Raw genomic sequence first — 22,477 nt, 5'->3', positions numbered from 1 at the left:
CAATAATCAACTAATTAGTATTTAGCATTCAAAATAAATCCTGATTCTTGTTTCTTTATTCTATATTCTAACTTCTAAAGCAAAGCGATCAAATATCTAAATTTACAAAACCATCTTTTCGATCGGCACTACAAGTAATCCCTCCGCTCCCAGTCGTTTTAATTCGTCTATTACCTCCCAAAAACGCTCTTCGTTAATTACGGTGTGGATGGAGCTCCATCCTTCTTCTGCTAATGGCAAAACGGTAGGAGAACGCATTCCTGGCAACAAACTAATAATATCATCCAACTTGTCATTCGGTGCATTAAGTAATATATATTTTGAAGTGCGTGCGTTTAAAACCGACTTCAACCTAAATTGTAACTGATCTAAGATCTGCTGACGCTCTTCAGAAATCTTTGGTGAAATGGCTAAAATCGCCTCACTCTTCAACATTACTTCAGCTTCCTTCAGATTGTTTTTAAATAAGGTACTTCCGCTGGAAACAATATCACAAATCGCATCGGCTAAGCCAATATTCGGCGCAATTTCAACAGAACCATTAATAATATGCAGATCTGCAGTAATTCCTTTTTCAGCTAAATACTCTTTAACCGTATTTGGATAACTGGTGGCTATCTTCTTTCCTTCCAGATCCTCGATACCGTTATACTTTACAGATTTTGGAACCGCCAAAGAAACGCGACATTTAGAGAATCCTAGTTTTTCACCACGAATAATATCTTGTCCTTTCTCTACCAACACGTTTTCACCAAGAATAGCTACATCTACCACGCCATCTCTTAAATATTGCGGGATATCCCCATTTCTTAGATATAGAACATCTACCGGAAAATTACGAGCCGAAGCTTTTAACTGCTCTTTTCCATTATCTATTGAAATCCCTGCGTCTTTTAAAATCTTAAGAGAATCTTCGTTTAGGCGGCCAGATTTTTGAATTGCAATTCTTAGTTTTTCTTTTTTCATCACAAAAGCATTTTATTTTTAGTGCTTAGTTTAATTTCAGTTGTCAAATTTGAACAAATAAAAAACCCGTTTGAGTAGCTCAAACGGGTTTCTAAATATGCTTAACATTACCACATATCAAATTTACCTCGCCTGAGCGCAGTAGTAAATATGATGATGGTGATGTAGTTGTATCGTTCTCATTATGGAAGCAAATCTAAGTATTAATTTTAAAATTCAAAATCAGAATTTAAAATTTCTAAGATAATTTTTAGTTATTTCCTAAAATCAGTGGTAATCCGCTTTCACCAGAGCCAATGATTACAGTTTTAGCATTACCAGATTTTGCCAGTTCTAAAGTTGCCTGTATTCCTTTTTCCTGTAAAATTTTATCGGTTAACGATTCACTTAAAATTCGGTTTGCTCGGGCTTTACCTTCCGCATCGATACGTTGGCGCTCAGCTTCCTGCTCGGCTTTGGTTAAACGATATTCGTATTCTAAAGATTCTTGCTCTTGTCTTAGTTTACGCTCTATAGCATCTTTAATGGTCGACGGTAAAGAAACATCCCTTACTAAAACTTCATTAACCTGAACATATTGTTCGCGCAATAAAATTTGAGTTTCTTCTAAAATTTCTTCCTGAATTGCTTCACGTTTGCTAGAATATAATTGCTCTGGGTTATAACGTCCAACTACGGCTCGCGTTGCAGATCGTAACGCAGGTTTTAGCAATCTTTCGATATAAGCTTCACTTTTTTCTTTATGAAGTTTTCCAAGATCGCCATAGGCTGGTTGAAACCAAACCGAAGCATCTAATTTTATCTCCAAACCATTTGAAGATAAAACAGTCATTTTTTCGTCTAAAGACTGCTGGCGGACTTCGTAAATAAAAACCCTATTCCATGGAGCAACAAGATGAAATCCTTCACTCATCGGTGGCTCATCAGTTACTACACCATTGCCAAATGTTTTATATAAAACACCAGCCTCCCCAGAACCTATGGTGACTGTAGATTTGGAAATAAATATGATTAAAATAACCAATCCTATAAAAATTGGTATTGCAATTTTGGGTAATCTATTCATAGATAATTTATTAAATTAAACCTTTATATTTTCTGTAAAACCATTCTCCAGCTAATAAACCAACTAAAATAAATAATAAAATATACCACTCGATTATAGCTTGAGACTTGATGTTTTCTTTTCTTATTATTGAAAAACGATTATCGTTTAAAAGCTCAGATTTCAAATTTTCCAATTGATCGGGGAAGTAAACCTGACTTTCATTTTTATCAGCCAGATTTTTAAGTTTTGAAAAATTCGCTGAAGAAAATTGCTCTTCTACATTGAACGAAATTACGGAAAATTTATCGGTTTTCTTGATTCCTGAATTTTCTTCTGAAACGGTGAATTGATATTCCCCTGGTTGAATATCATTAAAGCTTACCTGATAAAAATTATTTCGCAACAAAAATCTTGAATCTGAAACTACATTTAAGCTGTCATTCTTAAGCTCGATCTTAAGATTTGCATTGGGGTCGAATTGATAATTTTCATCAAAAAATTGAGCGTCAAATTTTATAATTTCGTTTGAATAATAGAACGACTCAAATTCGATATTTAAGCGCTCTTTTTTCTTTTTTGAAGATAGATTTTGAACAAGACCGCCAATAAATTTATCAAACTTTTCGAAGCTTTTATTTTCCACAAAAATCTTAGTCCGCCATCTCCAAATATTTTCACCAAATAAAAAAGATGAACTTTTAGCGTTATTTTTAGAGATCATCAATAACGGTTGTTTGGTAGTCACTCCTTCTAATTTCTGATAAAGCAAAGTCTCAAAATCGGTATCAATTTTTAGATCTCCAAACTTATCCTGAAGCGGAGGAAGTTCTGAAAATCCAATATCTTCAAACTGAAATTGGTTAAAATTCAAATTCATTTCCGCATAAAAATCTTGCTCAGTATTACTATTACTTTTGGATAAAAAAGGCAATGAATTTTTAATTACGTTCCAGTCTGTTTTAGTTCCGGTTATAACAAAATAGTTTAAATTAGCCTTATCTATAGCCTCAAACCAATTATTAAAGCTATTGTTTGGTTGGTAAAATATAATTAACTGATATTCATTTAATTTTACTATATTTTCGCTAGCGTATCTTATAGTTGCTTTTCGCTGCTTATTCGTCTCGATTGATTTTTTTAGAGTACCTAAATCTGGATGCGGAAAACTACTTAAAATTAATACTGAAGTACGCTCATCGATCATCTCGACTGCAAAATTATTTTGATTATTTACTGTATTCTTTTCATTTTTCAACGGAAGAATTTCTGCGGAAAAAGTTTGTGTTCCTACTTGTGAAGCTGGTAAATTTGCTTCTAGCCTAACAGATCTATTTTCTTCTGAAAAATTCACTTCTTCAGAAAAAACGGTCTCTCTATCATTTAAAATCACAAACCTTGAAGCGATATTTTTTGAACCTGAATAATTCAGAAAAACTTCTACAGGAAATTTATTTTCAAGAAATGCATATCGATTCACATTCAATTTTGAAATACTTAAATCGGGAAATTTTGTTGTATCCCCAACAATAATAGGAAAGATTTTTTGATTCTTAGAAGCCCTGAAATATTGAAAATCTCTACCCAAAGTTTGATTACCATCGGTAACTAAAATGCTAGCGTTTTGCTTCTTTTTAAAGCTGGATTTCACATCATCCAAAACCTTAAAAATATCAGTTTGTTTTGCACCGAAATTGGTGGAATCTATCCCTGAAATTTCACTTCCGAAACCTATATTATGAACATTAAAACGTTCATTTATTTCTTCATCTTTCTTAAAAAATAAGGCAATTTCAAATAAATTATTCTCTTGTTTGAGATAAGAAATCGATTCAGAATTATCTAAAGCGAGCACTAAATCTGGTTTCACTTTTTGTATTGTAACCGACTTGATCTTTGGATTGATCAATAAAAAAAGTAGTGTAAAAACACTTAATGCACGTAGCGTAAAAAGGATTAAACGCTCTTTTTTATTACGTTTGGACTTTACATAATATTGAAAATAAGAAAACCCCAGCGCGAATATCACAGCCAGGGTTATATATATAATGTTTAGTAAAGTCATTAATCGATTTTGGGTTGTAATTTAAGAGAATATTAAGCTTCTACCAACCTAAAATCAAAAAACAAAATCAATAATTTCAATTAGGAAACTAGGTTAGCATTCCGCCATCTACATTAATTACCTGCCCGGTAATATAAGCACTAAGGTCACTACCTAAGAAAACACAAGCATTTGCTATATCCTCTGGAGATCCACCACGTTTTAATGGAATGTTATCTCTCCATCCCTGTACTACTTTTTCGTCTAATTTCTCCGTCATTTCAGTTTCGATAAAGCCAGGAGCAATCACATTTGTACGAATATTACGAGAACCAAGCTCTAATGCCATAGATTTGCTAAAACCAATGATACCTGCTTTAGAAGCCGCATAATTAGCCTGTCCTGCATTTCCTTTAACCCCAACCACAGAACTCATATTGATAATGCTTCCTTTGCGTTGTTTAAGCATCGTACGTTGTACTGCTTTGGTCATGTTAAAAATTGACTTAAGGTTTACCTCGATCACACGATCAAAATCTTCCTCACTCATACGCATTAGCAGGTTATCCTTGGTGATTCCTGCATTGTTTACCAGAATATCGATAGCGCCAAAATCTTCAGCTACATTTTTAATTAATTCCTGCGCCTGCTCAAAATCGGCTGCATTAGATTTATAACCTTTAGCTTTTACTCCGGTTTCAGAAAGCTCGTTTTCCAGCTCTTTGGCTGCTTCTTCAGAAGAGTTGTATGTGAATGCTACATTAGCTCCGTGTTCTGCAAATACTTTTGCTATACCTCTACCAATACCACGGCTTCCACCGGTTACGATAGCGTTTTTACCTTCTAATAATTTCATATGTATTATAGTAAGTTAGAATTTTCTGGTCCAAAGATAAGAATAAGCATTGTTTAGGTATAAAAAAACCTCCTTTTTCAAGGAGGTCTCTATTTTTTTAGCCAAAAATTTTACAATTTCAGTTGTTTGTCTTCTTGTTTTTCGTAATTGAAAAGATAATCGATATCTAATTCTTTTACTTCACCTAGCTTGCTAAGTGCTTCCATATCTACATCTTTTTTATTACCAATTACCAAAACATTATAATCCTGACCTTTGATATTGCTATCAAAAAAGTTTTGTAAATCATCAAAACTCATCTCTTTTATAGCATCATACATTTCCTGGCGCGTATCGTGATCTAAACCGCGATCTTTTAATCGCTCGTAGCTCCAGAAAATATTTGTTTTTGTAATTCGATCTGCTGCAATTTTCTTTAAAGTGGCTTCTTTAGCAGCTTCAAATTGTTCTTCTGCTTTGGGCATATTCGTCATGAGGTCCATCATAGCATCTACTGCTTGCGGCATTTTATTGGCTTGTGTACCAATATATGCCATCGTGTAATTGGGTTTATCCATTTCTGAGGCCATTTGGTAACTTGAGTAAGCTGAATATGCTAAAGATTTAGACTCCCGTATTTCCTGAAATACAATAGATGATAAGCCACTACCAAAATATGTATTGAATAATTGTGTAGCCGCCATCTTTTCTGCATCAAAATTTTCCCCTTTGGCAAGAAAAACCATTTCACTTTGCACCATATCATAATCTACAAAGTAAACATTTCCTCCTGTGTCTTGTTCAGCGTATTTTTTAGCTTCAGGGTAATCTTTTAACTCTTGGGGAACATCATGTTTTGCGCTTACGGTAGCAACGGCTGCTTCAGGATCTTTCCCGTAATAAAGCACTCGTTGTTTGTAATTACGAAGGTCTTTTACTTTGTCTACCAATTCAGCCGGATCTAAGGCTTTCAATTCGGCTTCAGTATAAATATTACGTAAACGTGAATCTTCTCCATATTTGCCAAAGTTCATTAGACCATTAAACAGAATATTCCCTTTTTGAGTTTTAGCATCGTCACGACCTTTCATAATCGAAGCGACGTATTTCTCGTAGGTTTCTTGATTTGGCTTAGCATTTTGCCAAAGATGTTCCAATAATTCTAATCCTTTTGGCAAATTTTCTTTTAAGCCACTAATACCAACATAAATTTGATCTGAACCTGCGCTTACAAAATAGTTTATACCAAGTTTGTAAAACTCTTGCTTTAATTCTTCAGGAGTATATTTATCTGTGCCCAGATAATCTAAATATCCAGTCGCCAGCGAAATCTCTTTATCATTATCCTGCCCCATATCAAAAATAAAATACAGGTTAAAAAGATCATTATTTTCATTCAAAATATAAGAAACCGGCAATCCATTTTCGGTTTCTTCTTTTTTGATTGCCTCTTCATAATCTACATACTGCGGAGTTAAAGCAGGTGCTTCCGATTTGTTGAATTCGGTTATAAAATCAGATTGCTTATCACGATTTAGCTGAACGGGAGTGATCCCTGGGTTTTCTACTTTGGCGATATTTGGGTCTTCCCCTATTCTTTTATAAACCGCTACGTAGTTGTCTTTGTAATGCTCGTTGGCGTAAGTAACAAGTTCATCTTTGGTAATAGATTTTAAATCGTCTGTAAAATCTACTACTTCCTGCCAGTCTTGAAAATGAATAAAAGCATCCATATGTGCATACGCTACTGAAGATGCATCCTCAAATTGGCGAATTTCAGATAATTTTAAATCGTTAATTACGGCATCGATTAACCAATCTTCAAATTCTCCTTTTTTGACTTTTTCGACTTCAGCAAGTAACAGATTTTTCACTTCTTCTAAAGATTGATCGGCTTTAGGCATTCCGTATAACAAATGGAATCCATAATCATTATCAAAATTTGTATAAGAAGACGCTGCTTGCACTTTTTGTTTTTGATTTAGATCTAAATCGATTAGACCAGCTTGCGAATTGGCCAGAATGTAATCTATTAAGTAAACAATTTTTTGATCTTTACTGCCCACACCATCGGTACGGAAAGCGACATAAACAGATTCTGAAGTTGGTCCAAATACCTCTTTTTCTATTGGTGCAGTGATAGGTTGTTCTTCAGGAAATGTGGGATGCGTCACTTCTTTAGATTCGTAGCCGCCAAACGCATCATTCACCTTCTGGATCGTGCTATCAAACTCTAAATCTCCTGAAAGGATTACAGCCATATTATTTGGCACATAATATTGTTCATGGTAATTGTGAATTGCTTCCATAGAAGGATTCTTTAAATGCTCAGATTTTCCGATGGTTGTTTGTGTACCGTACGGATGTGTAGGATAAAGTCCTTCTAAAACTGCATAATATTGTTTTCTGGAATCACTATCCTGCCCGCGGTTAAACTCCTCGTAAACCGCTTCTAATTCGGTATGAAACAATCTTAAAACTAATTCGCTAAATCTTTCGCTTTCTATGGTAAGCCATTTGTCTAATTCGTTAGAAGGAATTTTATTTACATAGACTGTTTGCTCATTCGAGGTAAAGGCATTGGTGCCTTCGGCTCCCAAAGAGCTCACCATTTTATCATATTCGTTTGCTATAGAATATTTTGAAGCTTCCTGCGAAACCGAGTCGATCTGGCGATATATCGCTCTTTTCTCTTCAGGATCTGTAGTAGCTTTATGCTTCTCGTATAGATCTGAAATCGAATCTAAAAGCACTTTTTCTGTCTCCCAATCCTGAGTACCTATTTTACTTGTCCCTTTAAAAACCATATGCTCAAGATAATGAGCAAGCCCTGTATTATCGGCTGGATCGTAAGTAGATCCCGCACGTACGGCAATTAAAGTTTGAATTTTAGGTTCTTCGTTATTCTGACTCAGGTAAACTTTCAAACCATTGTCTAAAGTGTAAAGACGTAAACCGGTAGGATCGTTTTCAAAAGTTTCATAAGAAAAACCATTGGCATCGGTGTGCGAATTTGAATTTGAATCTTCTTCTTTCTTACAAGATGAAAAAGCAAGAAAAAGGATTGCCATAAGGGGCAGATAAAATTTCCTCATAGTTAAAATTTTGATTGATAAATATTTATAAAAATAAAAAAGTCCGTAAGCATATAACGCTTACGGACTAAAATTATTTAAAATTATCTTAAATTTTAACTTTTATCCAAGAACCTCAGCAACTTTTTTACCAATCTCAGCAGGAGAATCTACAACGTGTATTCCATTTTCTTTTAAGATTGCTTTCTTAGCCTGTGCAGTATCTTCGCTACCACCTACAATAGCACCAGCGTGCCCCATCGTTCTACCTGCAGGAGCAGTTTCTCCAGCGATAAATCCAATAACAGGCTTTTTGTTACCGTTTTCTTTGATCCATTTAGCGGCATCAGCTTCTAACTGTCCACCAATTTCACCAATCATCACGATAGCTTTAGTTTCGTCATCGTTCATTAAAAGCTCTACCGCTTCTTTAGTGGTCGTTCCAATAATTGGATCTCCACCAATACCTATCGCAGTAGTGATTCCTAAACCTTCTTTCACAACCTGATCTGCAGCTTCGTAAGTTAACGTACCAGATTTAGAAACGATACCTACAGTTCCCTTCTTGAAAACGAAACCTGGCATAATACCAACTTTAGCTTCACCCGGAGTAATAACACCAGGACAGTTAGGACCAATTAAACGACAATCTTTGTCTTTAATATAATCTGAAGCCTTAACCATATCTGCAACAGGAATACCTTCCGTAATAGTAATGATTACTTTAATCCCGGCATCGGCAGCTTCCATAATGGCATCGGCAGCAAACGCTGGCGGAACGAAAATGATCGTTACATCTGCTCCTGTTTCTTTAACAGCATCTGAAACTGTATTAAACACCGGTTTATCCAAATGAGTTTGACCACCTTTACCTGGAGTAACACCTCCAACTACGTTGGAACCATATTCTATCATTTGCTCTGCATGGAAAGTACCTTCGCTACCGGTAAATCCCTGCACGATTATTTTTGAATCTTTATTTACTAAAACGCTCATAAGTATTTTTTGTAATTACGTATACAAAAATATGTTTTTAAAGATAAAACATAAAGCTTTTTTTAGATAATTGCAGTATAAATTAATACTTTAAATAATAAATTTCGCAAACGGTCGAAAAATTGAGTTTAGTTACCTTCTTTCTTTATAATTGCTCCATCTTTCTCATAATAAAGTTCAGGAGATGGTGGTGGCACAAACATATATGGTACTTTCTTTTTATCTTCTTCTTTAATTTTTAGATAATATTGCAATGTTATTTGTAACTGTGAACTAATACGATCTTGATCTTTTGGTGATAGATTTAAAAAAGATGCAGGATATCCTTCCGGCAACATTTTTTCAAGTTTAGCTCTTTCATTAATATATTTAGCCATATTTTCTTTGCTATTATCTTTCTGAACAGAAGTAATCGGAGACTCCTGAAGTTCCTCGACTTTTGGTGGTACTGCTGGAGCTGGTGGTGGCGTCGGTTCTTTTTCTATCACCTCAATCACTTCAGGAGATTGCGGACTTGGTGGTGTTTTTGGGTGATTCTCAATAACTTCAATCACTTCTGGTTTTTCAATAACTTCAATTATTTCTTTCGTAAAAAGCTTTAAAATTAACCGCTCTGTGACAGGAAGCTTTCCATCTTTTACAATCTGATAAGATATAAATTCATTCGGAGAATATTTTTTTAATTTATCTTTGGAAACTTCTTTCCCATCAATAAAAAAATGACCGTAATCTTTTCAATTTTGATCTGATAATATAGATTTTGAAGGTGGATTTTTAGAATATTGAGTATACACGGTATTCAGATATATTTTAGTCCCCATCTCATTAACCTGTTTTGAATAAAGACTTATCACATTTAAATCGATATCATCAAGTTTTTCTTTTGAAATTGGATTGTTGTCAAAAGAAAATGTATAGCCTTTATTTTTCCATTCCTTAATTTGTTGTTTAGAAGGACTATCTGTGGTGATATAAGAAGTTCCGCTTCTTCCCGCAATTTTCATTGGTGGTGTTGGTGCCGTTGGTGGAGCTGGAACTCCTGAAGGAAACAAAGAAGTATTTCTGGAATTTTTCTTCATTACCTGGTAATATTGAGTTTTAAGATACTCCTTACCTAATTTCTTTTTAAAATCTTCAGGAACGTTTTTTAGATCTAAGCGCACATTATTTTTCAGTAAATCTTTATCTGGATATTGAGTTGTGATTTTATCTAATTTCGAGGCAAATTCTTCTAGCGCCACCTGCTCCCCGTTCAGTTCGATCCTTTCGCCGTGAACTTTAAGCGTAAATGCGTTTAAAGTTTCAGTAACAATAGGAGATTCCTTCTGTATAGTTTCAGCTACAATATCATTATTGAAAAAATAAATACAACAACATAAAACCGGTACTAAAAATCCAAGTTTTAGCCCTACTCTCTTTTTTGAAAATGAATTTGAAATCATAACGATTCGTTTTTTGATTAATGAATGTTTAAATGAACTCGTCATTGTAGCTTGATGGCCGGCAAACGAGCTGTTAAGTAATAAATTAGAATATGATAATGCGCTAATATTTTGTTTTAGAACGGCTTCATCGGCAAGAAACTCGTGATTTAAACGTATTGATTTTTTAATAAAGATGAACAGCGGATTAAACCAAAAAATGACCTGTAAAATCTCCAATATCAATAAATCTAGCGTATGTTTTTGATGTACATGAGCTTCTTCATGCTTTAAAATTTCCTTCGGAATATTATTCTGTTCAAAAGCATCTTTTTCAACAAAAATATATTTGAAGTAAGAATATGGAGTTAGCGGAAATGGTAGCAAAACTTTGATATTCCAATATTCATCTACTTTTTCGTGCTTCTGAATTAGACTTTTTAAACGACTAATATTGCCTAAAAATCGAAATAGAAAAATAACCACACCAAAACTATAAACACTCCATAAAATTGCCGGAAGCTGATCTTTCCAAAAGCTTGTTTTTACTTCCGCTACTTTGGTTGTAGCTTCAGGTATTAAGATTCCTGTTTGCTGCATTGGTTGTGCTTCAACCTGATAGCTTATGGTAATTAGCGGAATTATTACTGAAGCTACTAATGCAAATAATAAGTAAAATCGCTTAAACCTATGATTTTTTTCGCTTTCCAAAAACAACCTATAAAACGCATACAAAACCAAGAGACAACCCGAAAATTTTAGAATATAGATGATCATAAGCTATTGATTTTTAATTCTGTCGTCGATGATTTTTCGTAATTCTTTTAGTTCTGATTCAGATAAGTCGGTTTCTTCCGTAAAGAAAGAAGCAAATTGGGCAGCCGAATTATTGAAGAAATTTTTGATGAGTCCGTTCATCTGTTTAGAGAAATAATCTTCCTTTTTCACTAATGGAAAATACTCTCTAGATCGACCATATTGTACAAAATCAATAAACTTCTTATCTCGCATGCGCTTCAATAAAGTAGCTACTGTGGTTGTTGCCGGTTTTGGTTCGGGATATTCGTCAATCAGATCTTTCATAAAAGCTTTTTTCAGCTTCCATAATATCTGCATTAGTTGCTCTTCTGCATTGGAAAGTTTCATTTTTCTACTTTATTAGAATTAACTCTACAAATGTAGAGTATAATTTTAATTCTACAAACATAGAGCTAATATTTAACAAAAAACCATCTGGTTTTCAGATGGTTTTACTATTATTCGTTTGGCAACTGACTTATTTGTGAGCCTTGGTAAAGTAAATTATCTTTTAAATGCCAGATGGTCATAAAATGTGCAAGTGGAAGTTCTTCTTCAGGATTTTCTATAGTTCTAACGTGATAGGTATAATAGATCACCACCTTCTGGTCTTCCTTAATTGTTTCTTTAATCTCTAAGCGGAGTGCCTCGTAAGTTGTAGTCATTTCCGTTAAGAGTTCACGCATTGTAGTTTTATTTAGCTGGCGATATCCAGTGCTGCTATGCCAATCTAAACTCATATCAGCGTGCATCAATTTTAGCGCCTCCTCGGGATCATTCGAAAATAATTTATAAAATTGTTCTACTAACTTCTTGCCTTTTAAACTCACATGCTTATTTTTTATTTGAATTCTTCATAAATTCAGGTAATTTTTTTAGATAAGCCTGTTCTACTAAATACGAACGCACTTCTTGTAGTGGAGTACCCCAATACGTAACTCCCGGTTTAGAGTTTTTAGTAACACCGGTTTGCCCCATCATTATAGAACCTTTGGCTATAGTAACATCGCTTCTTACCCCTACTTGGCCCCAAAGTGTAACCTGGTCTTCAACAATTACGCAACCAGCAATACCAACTTGTGAAGCTATAAGACATCGCTCACCAATAACAGTATCATGCCCCACCTGAACCAAATTATCTATTTTAGTGCCTCTTTTAATTAAAGTATCTCCTGTTACCCCGCGATCTATAGTGCAGTTACAACCAATCTCTACATCATTTTCCAAAACTACGCGACCGCTAGAAAGCAAGCGATCAAAACCTTCTGGACGAGTTTTATAATAAAAAGCATCTCCGCCAATTACAGTACCAGCCTGAATAATCACATTATCGCCTATTATCGTATGATCGTTTATGCTAACGTTAGCATCAATTCTACAATTTTTACCGATAATTACATTGTTTCCTATAAAAGCTGTTGGCTGAATATGAGTCCCCTGCCCTATTTTTGCTGAGGAAGCTATTTTTTCAGTCGCTTTTTCAAAAGGTTTAAAATATTTAGCGAGCTTATTAAAGTCCCTGAATGGATCATCTGAAATTAGCAAAGCTTTTCCTTCTGGGCATTCAACTTCCTTATTAATTAGAATAATGGTCGCAGCAGAGTTTAGTGCTTTATCATAATATTTAGGATGGTCTACAAAGACAATATCACCTGCAGTAACAACATGAATCTCGTTTATTCCTTCTACCGGAAAATTTCTATCGCCAACAAATTTGCATGAAATGATCGTGGCAATTTGCTCTATGGTATGTGTTTGTGGAAACTTCATCTAATTATTAAATATAAAAAAAGGAAAGATATATTTACCTTTCCTTTTTCAATTATTAGTTATAAAACTTATTCTTTAATTCTTTCTTTGTAAGTTCCTTTTTCTGTTTCGATTCTAATCTTATCACCTTCATTTATAAACAAAGGAACGTTAACCTCAGCTCCAGTCTCTACGGTTGCAGGTTTAGTAGCGTTTGTTGCTGTATTTCCTTTAACACCAGGCTCGGTATGCGCAACTTCTAGAACTACGCTTGCAGGCATCTCTGTAGAAAGCGGCATATTATCTTCAGTATTGATTATAACAGTTAGCACTTCGCCTTCTTTAAGTAATTGCGGCATATCCAAAGCACTTTCTAGAAGTCTTATTTGTGTATAATCTTCTACGTGCATAAAATGATAAAACTCCCCATCCTGATACAAAAACTGATATTTATGTGTTTCTACACGAACATCATCAATTTTGTGTCCTGCTGAAAATGTATTATCAACAACCTTTCCTGTGGTTACACTTTTTAATTTAGTTCTAACAAAAGCTGGACCTTTACCTGGCTTTACATGAAGAAATTCAACAATCTTATAAATATCGTGGTTATATCTTATGCAAAGTCCGTTTCTAATATCGCTTGTACTGGCCATTCATTTAATTTTTTAGTTCGAGCTGAAATATCCCTTCATGATACCTCGCTGCGAGTTTTTAATAAATTCTAATATTTCGTCACGCTCGGCTGTGGCCTGCATTTCAGCTTCAATAATGGTTACAGCCTGCGTATTGTTATAATTTCTTTGATATAAAATTCTATAAATATCCTGAATTTCTCTAATCTTCTCAGTAGTAAATCCTCTTCTTCTAAGACCTATAGAATTGATCCCCACATAGGAAAGTGGCTCACGACCGGCTTTTACAAATGGTGGTACGTCTTTTCTAACCAATGATCCACCAGTCACAAAGGCATGCTTACCTATGCTACAAAATTGTTGTATTGCAGCCATTCCTGCAAGCACAACATGATCGCCTACGTTTATATGTCCTGCTAAGGTACTATTATTGGAAAAGATACAATTATCACCCACAATACAATCGTGAGCAATATGGCAGTACGCCATAATCCAGCAATTATTACCTATCACAGTTTTCATGCGATCTGACGTTCCTCTATTGATGGTAACACACTCTCTTATTGTTGTATTATCTCCAATGATGGTAGTGGTATCCTCGTCATCAAATTTTTTATCCTGTGGAATTGCAGATATTACCGCACCAGGAAAAATACTACAATTTTTCCCTATGCGTGCTCCCTCCATAATGGTTACATTAGAGCCTATCCAGCTTCCTTCGCCAATAACCACATTATTATGAATCGTTGCAAATGGCTCAATTACCACATTTTTGGCAATTTTCGCTCCCGGATGCACATATGCTAAAGGTTGATTCATTATTTTTTATTTTGATTTTACAATTTGTGCCATTAAAATAGCCTCTGTAGCCAGCTTTCCATTTGCATATGCATACGCCTGCATTTGGCAAATACCTCTTCTAATTGGCGCTAAAAGTTCTAATTTAAATATTAAAGTGTCCCCAGGTACTACTTGCTGCTTAAATCTTACATTATCAATTTTCATAAAATACGTAAGATAGTTTTCTGGATCTGGTACAGATTTTAGCGCTAATATACCACCTGTTTGTGCCATAGCTTCTACTTGCAGTACGCCTGGCATTACAGGTTTACCTGGGAAATGCCCCACAAAGAAGGGCTCATTCATTGTAACGTTTTTAACCCCCACAACAGTAGAATCTGTCAATTCGTAAATTTTATCTACAAGTAAAAACGGTGAACGATGCGGAAGCGTTTCCATAATGTCGTTAACGTCCATTATTGGCTTCGCACTTAAGTCGACCTTTGGTACTTTATTACGCTTCTCTTCTTTTATAAATTTCGCCAGTTTTTTAGCAAACTCAGTATTCACATAATGTCCTGGTTTGGTAGCGATAACTTTACCTCTTATTCTAGTACCAATAAGTGCTAAATCTCCTAAGACATCTAATAATTTATGCCGTGCTGCTTCATTAGGATAATGTAGTGTAAGATTATCTAAAATTCCATTAGGTTTTACTGAAATTTCGTCACGATTAAACGCCACTCTTAATTTCTTTAAAGTATCCTCACCAATTTCTTTATCTACATAAACTATAGCATTATTTAAATCACCGCCCTTAATTAAGCCATGTTTTAATAATTCTTCTATTTCATGAAGAAAGCTGAAGGTACGCGCGTTCGATATATTATCTTTAAATTCTGAAACATGTTCTATAGAAGCATTTTGCGTTCCCAAAACTTTAGTTCCAAAATCAACCATTGTAGTAACTTTGTAAGTATCTGCAGGCATCACTACAATTTCACTGCCAGTTTCTTCGTCACGATAGCAAATTACCTGATTGATTACATACTCCTCTTTATCTTTATCCTGCTCTTTGATGCCAGCTTTCTCTAAAGCTTCTACAAAGTATTTTGATGAACCATCCATAATTGGTGGTTCTGAAGCATCCAATTCAATAATAATATTGTCGATTTCTAATCCTACACATGCGGCAAGCACATGCTCTGAAGTTTGAATTTTAACTCCGTTCTTTTCAAGATTTGTTCCTCTTCTAGTATCAACAACGTAGGTTACATCAGCCTCTATAGTAGGTTCTCCTTCAAGATCTACTCGTTTAAATACGTAACCTGTATTCTCTGGCGCTGGTTTAAAGGTAAGTTTTACTTGTTTTCCTGTATGCAGTCCTACTCCTTCGAGAGAAACTTCATTTTGAATAGTTTGCTGCTTAAATACTTTTTCAGCCATTCTTATTTACTTTTTTATCCAACTGATGTAATAAATCAACAGTTTTAGGTAAGTTTTTAAAATGAATAAAGGATTTATTAAAATCTGAATATCCTATAGCCGGTGAGCCTTGTAACACTTCATCATCTTTAACATTTCGACCAATACCACTTTGTGCCTGGATTTTTGTTCTATCTCCAATAGTAATATGCCCTACAATACCAACCTGGCCACCAATAATACAGTTTTTGCCAATTTTAGTAGAACCGGCTACACCTGTTTGTGCGGCAATTACCGTATGCTCCCCTATCTCTACATTATGCGCTATTTGGATATGATTATCCAGTTTCACTCCTTTTCTTATAATCGTAGATCCTAAGGTTGCTCTATCTATAGTTGTCCCGGCACCTATATCAACGTTATCTTCAATAATAACATTTCCTATTTGCGGTACTTTAGAATATTCTCCTTTCTCGTTCGGACTAAACCCAAATCCATCAGCGCCTATAATACATCCACCGTGTAAGGTTACATTTTCACCAATTACAGTTTCCGAATATACTTTTACTCCGGCAAATAATGTTGAATTATCGCCAATTACCGTATTGTCGCCTACATAGGCATAAGGATAAATCTTCACATTATTACCTATTTTCACATTATCTCCCAAATAGGTAAATGCTCCCAAATAAATATTTTCACCATATTCTGCAGAATCTGAAATATAACTAGGTTTCTCTATACCGCTTTTGCGAAGCTTTACCTGATTGTAATATTCTAATAAAGTAGAAAATGCTTTATAGGCATCCTTTACTTTAATAAGCGTGGTATTAATAGGCTCATCTGCTTCAAAACTATCATTAACGATAGTAATTGATGCTTTTGTGCTATATATATACGAGGTATACTTAGGATTGCTTAAAAAAGTAAGCGATCCTTCTTTTCCTTCTTCAATCTTAGCCAATTCTGAAACCTCTGCATCGGGATTACCTTCTATTGTCCCTTCGAGAATTTCGGCTATTTGTGATGCTTTAAATTTCATTCTGGCAAAAGTAAAAAAAATGAGTTAATGTTTTGACTTAGGATAACATATATAAAATTTAGTCACAGTTTTTGATAATGCTTTCAAATTAAGCTGGTCAGAAACTTTAATTACATCATTAATCTTTCCGTTTTTATGAAGAATATTGATATTATTCTTTTCTCTTGTATACGCTAGATTTGCGATTTCCCCCGTAAAAACAAAATAAGAAGCTTCTTTATCAGATAAGTTATACTTCTCTTTCAGTTGCGTGGTATGCTTTTCAATTTTAGCTGAAGACGGCTTTTTCTTCTTCAATTTAACTTTTAAAAGATCGCGATTAATCACCATTTTACATAAACTGCTCAAAATAAAGTCTTCGTGATTCATCCATTCTTTCATTGCAAGGACAATATCATAATCGTCAAGACAAGCAAAAATCTTTAAGGTTTCAGTATCAAAACTTTCTGAGGTAACTTTGTTTTCTAGAAAATAGCTAAGTGCTTTGCTTGCGTTAAGCGAAGTACCACCGGCCGTTAATTCTTTTGCTCTTTTTAGGACTCTTATTAAAAGCTGTTCTGCTACTAAACTTGTTTTATGCAAATACACCTGCCAATACATTAACCTTCTGGCTACCAGAAATTTTTCTACAGAATAAATGGCTTTTTCTTCTAAAACCAATTCGTTATTCACCACATTAAGCATCGTAATTAACCGATCACTATTAATATTTCCTTCAGTAGTACCCGTATAAAAACTATCTCTCTTAAGATAGTCCAGTCGATCCATGTCTAACTGACTTGTGATTAACTGGTACATGAACTTTTTTGGATAATTTCCAGTAAAAATCTCGATCGCCAGCGTTAAATTTTGGTTAAAAACCTCATTCAATTCTTTCATAAAAAGCAACGAAATAGACTCATGATCGACGCCTTCAACAATGGTATGTTCCATGGTATGCGAGAAAGGACCATGACCAATATCATGCAATAAAATGGCGATTTGCAGGGCTTCCTCTTCTTCCTCACTTATCTCAACTCCCTTAAAGCGAAGGATTCGCACTGCTTTTTGCATTAAATGAACACATCCTAATGCGTGATGGAATCTTGTATGATGTGCGCCCGGATATACCAAATAGGATAATCCCATTTGAGATATTCTACGCAATCTTTGGAAGTAGGGATGCTCGATAATATTAAAGATCCGCTGACTTGGTATGGTAATAAATCCGTAAATTGGATCGTTTAGAATCTTGAGTTTGTTTTGTGAAGCCAAGCTTTATTTAATTATATGGTAGAACAAAAATAGACATTGAAGCTCTTTTGGATCAATTTATATCCAAAAAGAGCAATATAAATTAAAAATATAAATTTTTAACCGGCTTATAAATTAATCAAGCATGAATAATATCAAAATACTATGGGTTGACGATGAGATCGACCTTTTAAAACCACATATTTTATTTCTAGAATCTAAAAATTACGATGTATCCACTTGCCAAAGTGGTACTGAAGCAATTGAGAAGATAGACGAGGAACGCTTCGATATTGTTTTTTTGGATGAAAATATGCCCGGTTTAACAGGTCTGGAAACATTATCTGAGATAAAAGAAAAACAGGCCAATATTCCTATTGTGATGATCACAAAAAGTGAGGAAGAGTATATTATGGAAGAAGCAATAGGCTCTAAAATTTCAGATTATCTAATAAAGCCCGTAAATCCAAATCAAATTCTGCTTTCTATAAAGAAGAATTTAGATCACTCTCGACTAATTTCTGAAAAAACAACCGCCAACTACCAGCAGGAATTCAGAAAAATCGCAATGGATTTAATGAATGTGAACACTTACGAGGATTGGACAGATATGTACCAACGTCTAATTTATTGGGAACTTCAATTAGAGAATATAGAAGATAGCAGTATGTTCGAAATTCTTGAAACTCAAAAACAAGAAGCGAATAATCAGTTTTGTAAGTTTATCGATAAAAGTTATCCTGAATGGTTTAAAGACAAAGCAGAAGCACCTACGATGTCCCATACCCTATTCAAAAGAAAAATTTTACCTGAAATTACCAAAGAACAACCAACATTATTGGTAGTGATCGATAATTTACGATACGACCAATGGAAAGCTTTTGAGCCAACCATAGCTAATTATTACAAAAAAGAAAAAGAACAGCCCTTTTGCAGTATTTTACCAACGGCAACGCAATACGCCCGTAATGCGATCTTTTCTGGTTTAATGCCGAGTGAGATGGAGAAGCTCTACCCACAGTACTGGAAAAATGATACCGATGAAGGCGGAAAAAATAATTTTGAAAATGAATTTCTAACCGAACAATTGAAGCGTTTAGGAAAAGATATTAAACACGAATATCACAAAATAAGCAATCTAAAAGCCGGTAGAAAATTAGTTGAAAATTTCAAAACTCAAAAAAACAACGATTTAACTGTTGTGGTTTATAACTTTGTAGATATGCTTTCGCATTCTAAAACCGAGATGGAAGTAATTAAAGAGTTAGCCTCTAATGATAAATCGTATCGATCTTTAACAGAAAGTTGGTTTAAAAATTCGCCACTTTTAGAAATTATACAGCAAGCGCAGCAATTAGGATTCAAATTGATCGTCACCACAGATCATGGAACAATTAACGTTAAAAATCCGAGTAAAGTAATAGGTGATAAAAACACAAGTTTAAATTTAAGGTACAAAACTGGTAAAAGTCTTACCTACGAGAAAAAAGATGTTTTGGCTGCTAAGGAACCTAAAACCTTGCATCTACCAACTCTTAATATGAGTAGTTCCTTTATTTTTGCCAAAGGTGATTTATTTTTTGCCTATCCTAATAATTATAATCATTACGTAAGTTACTTTAGAAACACCTACCAACATGGCGGAGTATCTTTAGAAGAAATGATTATACCTTTTGCCGTTCTTTCACCAAAATAAAATTTTTAATAAGTAACCGCAATTAAACACGCCTAACCGAACCTGATAGTCTCTATCAGGTTTTTTGGTATATTTGAAAAATTAAATAATTGGTAAAATGGAGTTGAAATATCATTTGTCGGAGATCGATAAAGCTATTGAATTCATTCTGAAAAACACAACTAGTAAGACAATTCTCTTTTATGGAGAAATGGGCGCTGGTAAAACAACATTAATCAAAAAGCTCGTAAATAAGCTAAGTATTGAAGATCGGGTATCCAGTCCTACTTTCTCTTTAGTTAATGAATATAAATCTGAAACTGAAACTGTTTTTCATTTCGATTTCTACCGTATAGATGAAGAAAATGAGGCTTATGATATTGGATTTGATGATTATTTAGAACAACCGGGATGGAAATTTATTGAGTGGCCACAAAAAATTACAAATCTTTTACCAGAGAAACACCAGAAATTGGAGCTACAAAAAATAAATCCAGAACTAAGATTGTTAAAGTTAAGTTAATAAAATGTGAAAATGTTTATTTTTGATGTCTGATTTTAGCCAAAAACGTATTAGCAATTACTGAGTTTTTACTAAATAATGAGTCATATAAAAATGCCAAAAGTATTTTATTTTAAGCATAACAGTTAAAAAAATATTAATCTGTAAAAATTTTACAAAATCCATTGAAATCCGCTAAAAAGCCGCAAAAGTACAATTAATGTATTTACTAATAGAAGGTTATAACGTAGTAGGTTTGTATCAGAAACAAAACGAAATACGATTTAAAAATATTATTAAAACCAACTATTATGAAATTAAAAGCATTATTATTCGGAGCAGCTATTTTTGGAGCATCAATTTTTGTAACTTCAACAACTGATAATGACCAAGCAAATGACCCAATCAAAAAGCAAGCTGTTGATAGGACAACGATCAGGATTCCTGTTAACGGGTAGTATTATTGCTTTATTAATAGCATTTTCACCATATTTATTTTATTTATATGAAATTTTCCCAGACGGACCAGTTTGGGAAAATTTTTTATTTACTTATGAAAGTAAATACTATTTAAACGTAATGACTGCGATGTGGACTTATCTCGGAAAGATAACTCCATTATTTTTACTGCTAATATGGTTTTTTACATGTAAACATTGGTGGTATCATGTAATATTAGTTCCGACTATAATGTACGGATATCAATTGATTACAGCATTGTATCAAGATATGTATATGGATATTAAACCCATGGATACTAATCAATTAATCTATTTAGCACCATTTTTTATTATAATTATCTGCATAGTTTATTTAATTCGAATTAAGATTTTCGATAAGATTTATGGAATAGATTTAAGCGAAATCGACGAAACTAATATTTCTGTTTTTTCATCTATGTCGGAAAAAGATCTAAAGGAAATCGATGATATGAAGAATTCTCCAGATACCGATGAAGATTACTACGCTAAACTTTAGGGAATCTATTCTTACTATTTCAAAAATAATTGTAATTTAACTTTTCCAAATCAGCTGAAAAGAAAAATATGAATGAACAGGTTTCTCCTTTTACCAAAGAAGAGCTAATACCTCAAGAAGAAAAACTTGAAATTTATAGAAACAAAGGAGAACTATTTATAGGAATCCCCAAGGAAACCTCTTACCAAGAAAAACGTATTTGTCTTAGCCCTGATGCTGTTGGAGCTATTACAGCCCACGGGCATCGTGTAATGATTGAATCTGGAGCAGGCAACTATGCAAATTTTAGCGATAAAGATTATTCAGATGCCGGTGCAGAAATCACTAAAGATACCCAAAAGGTATTCTCCTGCCCTACGATTTTAAAAGTAGAACCACCATCTATCGCGGAATTAGAAATGATGAATCCGCAAACGATTTTAATTTCAGCACTTCAAATTAAAACGCAGAGCAAAGAATATTTTCAAAAACTAGCATCGAAAAGAATTACTGCTCTAGGTTTCGAGTTTATTAAAGATGATGATGGTAGTTATCCCATAGTTAGGGCGTTAAGTGAAATCACAGGAACTGCTTCGGTTCTTATTGCTTCTGAAATTATGAGTAATAATGGCGATGGTAACGGACTCCTTTTTGGAAATATAAGTGGCGTTCCTCCTGTAGAAGTTGTGATTTTAGGCGCGGGTACAGTGGGACAATTTGCAGCAAGATCGGCTATTGGCCTTGGAGCCAATATCAAAGTATTTGATAGCTCGATTACCAAATTGAGAAATCTTCAATCGTCATTGGGATGCACTTTTTACACAAGTACAATTCAACCAAAAAATCTATCTAAAGCGCTTAAACGCTGTGATGTGCTAATTGGCGCTGTTCGCGGCAATAATCGTTCTCCGGTTTTAGTCACCGATGAAATGGTTGCCTCTATGAAACGTGGCGCTGTAGCCATAGACGTAAGTATTGATGTTGGTGGCTGTATCGAAACCAGTGAAATTACCAGTCATGAAAAACCTATTTTCACCAAACATGAGGTAATTCATTATTGTGTGCCTAATATTCCTTCACGCTACGCAAGATCAAGTTCGCTTTCTCTAAGTAATATTTTCACTCCTTATTTATTGCATATTGGCGAGGAAGGCGGACTGGAAAATACGCTTCGTTTTGACCGCGGATTGCGAAATGGTTTGTACTTTTACCACGGAGTATTAACCAACAAATCTATTGCAGACTGGTTTGATCTTACTTATCGAGATATTAACCTCTTGATTTTCTGATCCCCTGCACC

21 protein-coding genes are annotated in these 22,477 nt (G+C 34.3%); 5 read left to right on the top strand and 16 right to left on the bottom strand.

The window, feature by feature from the left end; translation table 11 throughout:
• Positions 1 to 102 precede the first annotated feature (102 nt).
• The 16 genes from hisG to PBT89_RS06935 all read right to left on the bottom strand — a co-directional run bounded on the left by hisG (position 103) and on the right by PBT89_RS06935 (position 18,064).
• Entirely contained in the window at positions 103 to 966 is an 864-nt protein-coding gene (gene hisG / locus PBT89_RS07010; RefSeq protein ID WP_270064014.1) for an ATP phosphoribosyltransferase, read from the bottom strand.
• A gap of 250 nt (positions 967 to 1,216) precedes the next feature.
• Complete coding sequence (locus tag PBT89_RS07005) at positions 1,217 to 2,032, bottom strand: prohibitin family protein (protein ID WP_270058434.1); 816 nt, start codon at positions 2,030 to 2,032, stop codon at positions 1,217 to 1,219.
• 10 nt (positions 2,033 to 2,042) lie between these two features.
• Positions 2,043 to 4,076 (bottom strand): VWA domain-containing protein, encoded by a 2,034-nt coding sequence (locus tag PBT89_RS07000; RefSeq protein WP_270064013.1) that lies wholly within the window; start codon positions 4,074 to 4,076, stop codon positions 2,043 to 2,045.
• Positions 4,077 to 4,164: 88 nt separating this feature from the next.
• Positions 4,165 to 4,911, bottom strand: coding sequence for a 3-oxoacyl-[acyl-carrier-protein] reductase (gene fabG, locus PBT89_RS06995; RefSeq protein ID WP_270064012.1), 747 nt, complete (start codon positions 4,909 to 4,911; stop codon positions 4,165 to 4,167).
• A 110-nt stretch (positions 4,912 to 5,021) separates the two neighbouring features.
• Complete coding sequence (locus PBT89_RS06990) at positions 5,022 to 7,985, bottom strand: M16 family metallopeptidase (protein WP_270064011.1); 2,964 nt, start codon at positions 7,983 to 7,985, stop codon at positions 5,022 to 5,024.
• A gap of 102 nt (positions 7,986 to 8,087) precedes the next feature.
• Positions 8,088 to 8,960, bottom strand: coding sequence for a succinate--CoA ligase subunit alpha (sucD, locus tag PBT89_RS06985; RefSeq protein ID WP_270064010.1), 873 nt, complete (start codon positions 8,958 to 8,960; stop codon positions 8,088 to 8,090).
• 128 nt (positions 8,961 to 9,088) lie between these two features.
• Positions 9,089 to 9,514, bottom strand: coding sequence for a hypothetical protein (locus tag PBT89_RS06980; RefSeq protein WP_270064009.1), 426 nt, complete (start codon positions 9,512 to 9,514; stop codon positions 9,089 to 9,091).
• 180 nt (positions 9,515 to 9,694) lie between these two features.
• Positions 9,695 to 11,158 carry a M56 family metallopeptidase gene (locus PBT89_RS06975; RefSeq protein ID WP_270064008.1) on the bottom strand — a complete coding sequence of 488 codons (1,464 nt, stop codon included), beginning with the start codon at positions 11,156 to 11,158 and terminating at the stop codon, positions 9,695 to 9,697.
• Positions 11,159 to 11,161: 3 nt separating this feature from the next.
• On the bottom strand, positions 11,162 to 11,527 hold the full coding sequence (locus PBT89_RS06970) for a BlaI/MecI/CopY family transcriptional regulator (protein WP_270058441.1): 366 nt from the start codon (positions 11,525 to 11,527) through the stop codon (positions 11,162 to 11,164).
• A gap of 110 nt (positions 11,528 to 11,637) precedes the next feature.
• On the bottom strand, positions 11,638 to 12,009 hold the full coding sequence (locus tag PBT89_RS06965) for a nuclear transport factor 2 family protein (protein ID WP_270064007.1): 372 nt from the start codon (positions 12,007 to 12,009) through the stop codon (positions 11,638 to 11,640).
• A 4-nt stretch (positions 12,010 to 12,013) separates the two neighbouring features.
• Positions 12,014 to 12,949: a UDP-3-O-(3-hydroxymyristoyl)glucosamine N-acyltransferase gene (locus PBT89_RS06960; protein WP_270064006.1), complete on the bottom strand. Its 936-nt coding sequence runs from the start codon at positions 12,947 to 12,949 to the stop codon at positions 12,014 to 12,016.
• Positions 12,950 to 13,017: 68 nt separating this feature from the next.
• Positions 13,018 to 13,584 (bottom strand): elongation factor P, encoded by a 567-nt coding sequence (efp, locus tag PBT89_RS06955; protein WP_270058444.1) that lies wholly within the window; start codon positions 13,582 to 13,584, stop codon positions 13,018 to 13,020.
• A 12-nt stretch (positions 13,585 to 13,596) separates the two neighbouring features.
• Entirely contained in the window at positions 13,597 to 14,382 is a 786-nt protein-coding gene (lpxA, locus tag PBT89_RS06950; protein ID WP_270058445.1) for an acyl-ACP--UDP-N-acetylglucosamine O-acyltransferase, read from the bottom strand.
• A gap of 6 nt (positions 14,383 to 14,388) precedes the next feature.
• The gene (locus PBT89_RS06945; protein WP_270064005.1) at positions 14,389 to 15,789 is read right to left on the bottom strand and encodes a bifunctional UDP-3-O-[3-hydroxymyristoyl] N-acetylglucosamine deacetylase/3-hydroxyacyl-ACP dehydratase; all 1,401 of its coding nucleotides are present in this window, start codon (positions 15,787 to 15,789) and stop codon (positions 14,389 to 14,391) included.
• Positions 15,782 to 16,810, bottom strand: a complete 1,029-nt coding sequence (gene lpxD, locus PBT89_RS06940; RefSeq protein WP_270064004.1) for a UDP-3-O-(3-hydroxymyristoyl)glucosamine N-acyltransferase — start codon at positions 16,808 to 16,810, stop codon at positions 15,782 to 15,784. The genes PBT89_RS06945 and lpxD overlap by 8 nt, the downstream gene beginning before the upstream one ends.
• A gap of 24 nt (positions 16,811 to 16,834) precedes the next feature.
• Positions 16,835 to 18,064: an HD domain-containing protein gene (locus tag PBT89_RS06935; RefSeq protein WP_270064003.1), complete on the bottom strand. Its 1,230-nt coding sequence runs from the start codon at positions 18,062 to 18,064 to the stop codon at positions 16,835 to 16,837.
• Positions 18,065 to 18,188: 124 nt separating this feature from the next.
• On the opposite strand from PBT89_RS06935, the gene porX reads away from it, so the two are divergent.
• The 5 genes from porX to PBT89_RS06910 all read left to right on the top strand — a co-directional run bounded on the left by porX (position 18,189) and on the right by PBT89_RS06910 (position 22,466).
• Positions 18,189 to 19,739 (top strand): T9SS response regulator signal transducer PorX, encoded by a 1,551-nt coding sequence (gene porX, locus PBT89_RS06930; protein WP_270064002.1) that lies wholly within the window; start codon positions 18,189 to 18,191, stop codon positions 19,737 to 19,739.
• 97 nt (positions 19,740 to 19,836) lie between these two features.
• On the top strand, positions 19,837 to 20,241 hold the full coding sequence (tsaE, locus tag PBT89_RS06925) for a tRNA (adenosine(37)-N6)-threonylcarbamoyltransferase complex ATPase subunit type 1 TsaE (protein WP_270058450.1): 405 nt from the start codon (positions 19,837 to 19,839) through the stop codon (positions 20,239 to 20,241).
• Positions 20,242 to 20,531: 290 nt separating this feature from the next.
• A complete protein-coding gene (locus tag PBT89_RS06920) occupies positions 20,532 to 20,678 on the top strand; it encodes a hypothetical protein (RefSeq protein WP_270064001.1) in 147 nt (48 codons plus the stop codon).
• Positions 20,641 to 21,198, top strand: a complete 558-nt coding sequence (locus tag PBT89_RS06915) for a hypothetical protein (protein WP_270064000.1) — start codon at positions 20,641 to 20,643, stop codon at positions 21,196 to 21,198. The genes PBT89_RS06920 and PBT89_RS06915 overlap by 38 nt, the downstream gene beginning before the upstream one ends.
• 68 nt (positions 21,199 to 21,266) lie before the next feature.
• On the top strand, positions 21,267 to 22,466 hold the full coding sequence (locus tag PBT89_RS06910) for an alanine dehydrogenase (protein ID WP_270063999.1): 1,200 nt from the start codon (positions 21,267 to 21,269) through the stop codon (positions 22,464 to 22,466).
• The last annotated feature ends 11 nt before the right edge of the window (positions 22,467 to 22,477 follow it).

This window comes from Zunongwangia sp. HRR-M8 (assembly GCF_027594405.1).
Taxonomy (GTDB): domain Bacteria; phylum Bacteroidota; class Bacteroidia; order Flavobacteriales; family Flavobacteriaceae; genus Zunongwangia.
Note: the sequence above shows the minus strand (reverse complement) of the source record. Positions and strands in the feature narration are given on the sequence as shown.

Coding starts and splice junctions, on each gene's coding strand:
- PBT89_RS06960 (WP_270064006.1), bottom strand. CDS start 12,949: ATGAAGTTTCCACAAACACATACCATAGAGCAAATTGCCACGATCATT.
- PBT89_RS06945 (WP_270064005.1), bottom strand. CDS start 15,789: ATGGCTGAAAAAGTATTTAAGCAGCAAACTATTCAAAATGAAGTTTCT.
- tsaE (WP_270058450.1), top strand. CDS start 19,837: ATGGAGTTGAAATATCATTTGTCGGAGATCGATAAAGCTATTGAATTC.
- PBT89_RS07005 (WP_270058434.1), bottom strand. CDS start 2,032: ATGAATAGATTACCCAAAATTGCAATACCAATTTTTATAGGATTGGTT.
- lpxD (WP_270064004.1), bottom strand. CDS start 16,810: ATGAAATTTAAAGCATCACAAATAGCCGAAATTCTCGAAGGGACAATA.
- PBT89_RS06920 (WP_270064001.1), top strand. CDS start 20,532: ATGAAATTAAAAGCATTATTATTCGGAGCAGCTATTTTTGGAGCATCA.
- hisG (WP_270064014.1), bottom strand. CDS start 966: ATGAAAAAAGAAAAACTAAGAATTGCAATTCAAAAATCTGGCCGCCTA.
- PBT89_RS06970 (WP_270058441.1), bottom strand. CDS start 11,527: ATGAAACTTTCCAATGCAGAAGAGCAACTAATGCAGATATTATGGAAG.
- lpxA (WP_270058445.1), bottom strand. CDS start 14,382: ATGAATCAACCTTTAGCATATGTGCATCCGGGAGCGAAAATTGCCAAA.
- porX (WP_270064002.1), top strand. CDS start 18,189: ATGAATAATATCAAAATACTATGGGTTGACGATGAGATCGACCTTTTA.
- fabG (WP_270064012.1), bottom strand. CDS start 4,911: ATGAAATTATTAGAAGGTAAAAACGCTATCGTAACCGGTGGAAGCCGT.
- PBT89_RS06975 (WP_270064008.1), bottom strand. CDS start 11,158: ATGATCATCTATATTCTAAAATTTTCGGGTTGTCTCTTGGTTTTGTAT.
- efp (WP_270058444.1), bottom strand. CDS start 13,584: ATGGCCAGTACAAGCGATATTAGAAACGGACTTTGCATAAGATATAAC.
- PBT89_RS07000 (WP_270064013.1), bottom strand. CDS start 4,076: ATGACTTTACTAAACATTATATATATAACCCTGGCTGTGATATTCGCG.
- sucD (WP_270064010.1), bottom strand. CDS start 8,960: ATGAGCGTTTTAGTAAATAAAGATTCAAAAATAATCGTGCAGGGATTT.
- PBT89_RS06990 (WP_270064011.1), bottom strand. CDS start 7,985: ATGAGGAAATTTTATCTGCCCCTTATGGCAATCCTTTTTCTTGCTTTT.
- PBT89_RS06910 (WP_270063999.1), top strand. CDS start 21,267: ATGAATGAACAGGTTTCTCCTTTTACCAAAGAAGAGCTAATACCTCAA.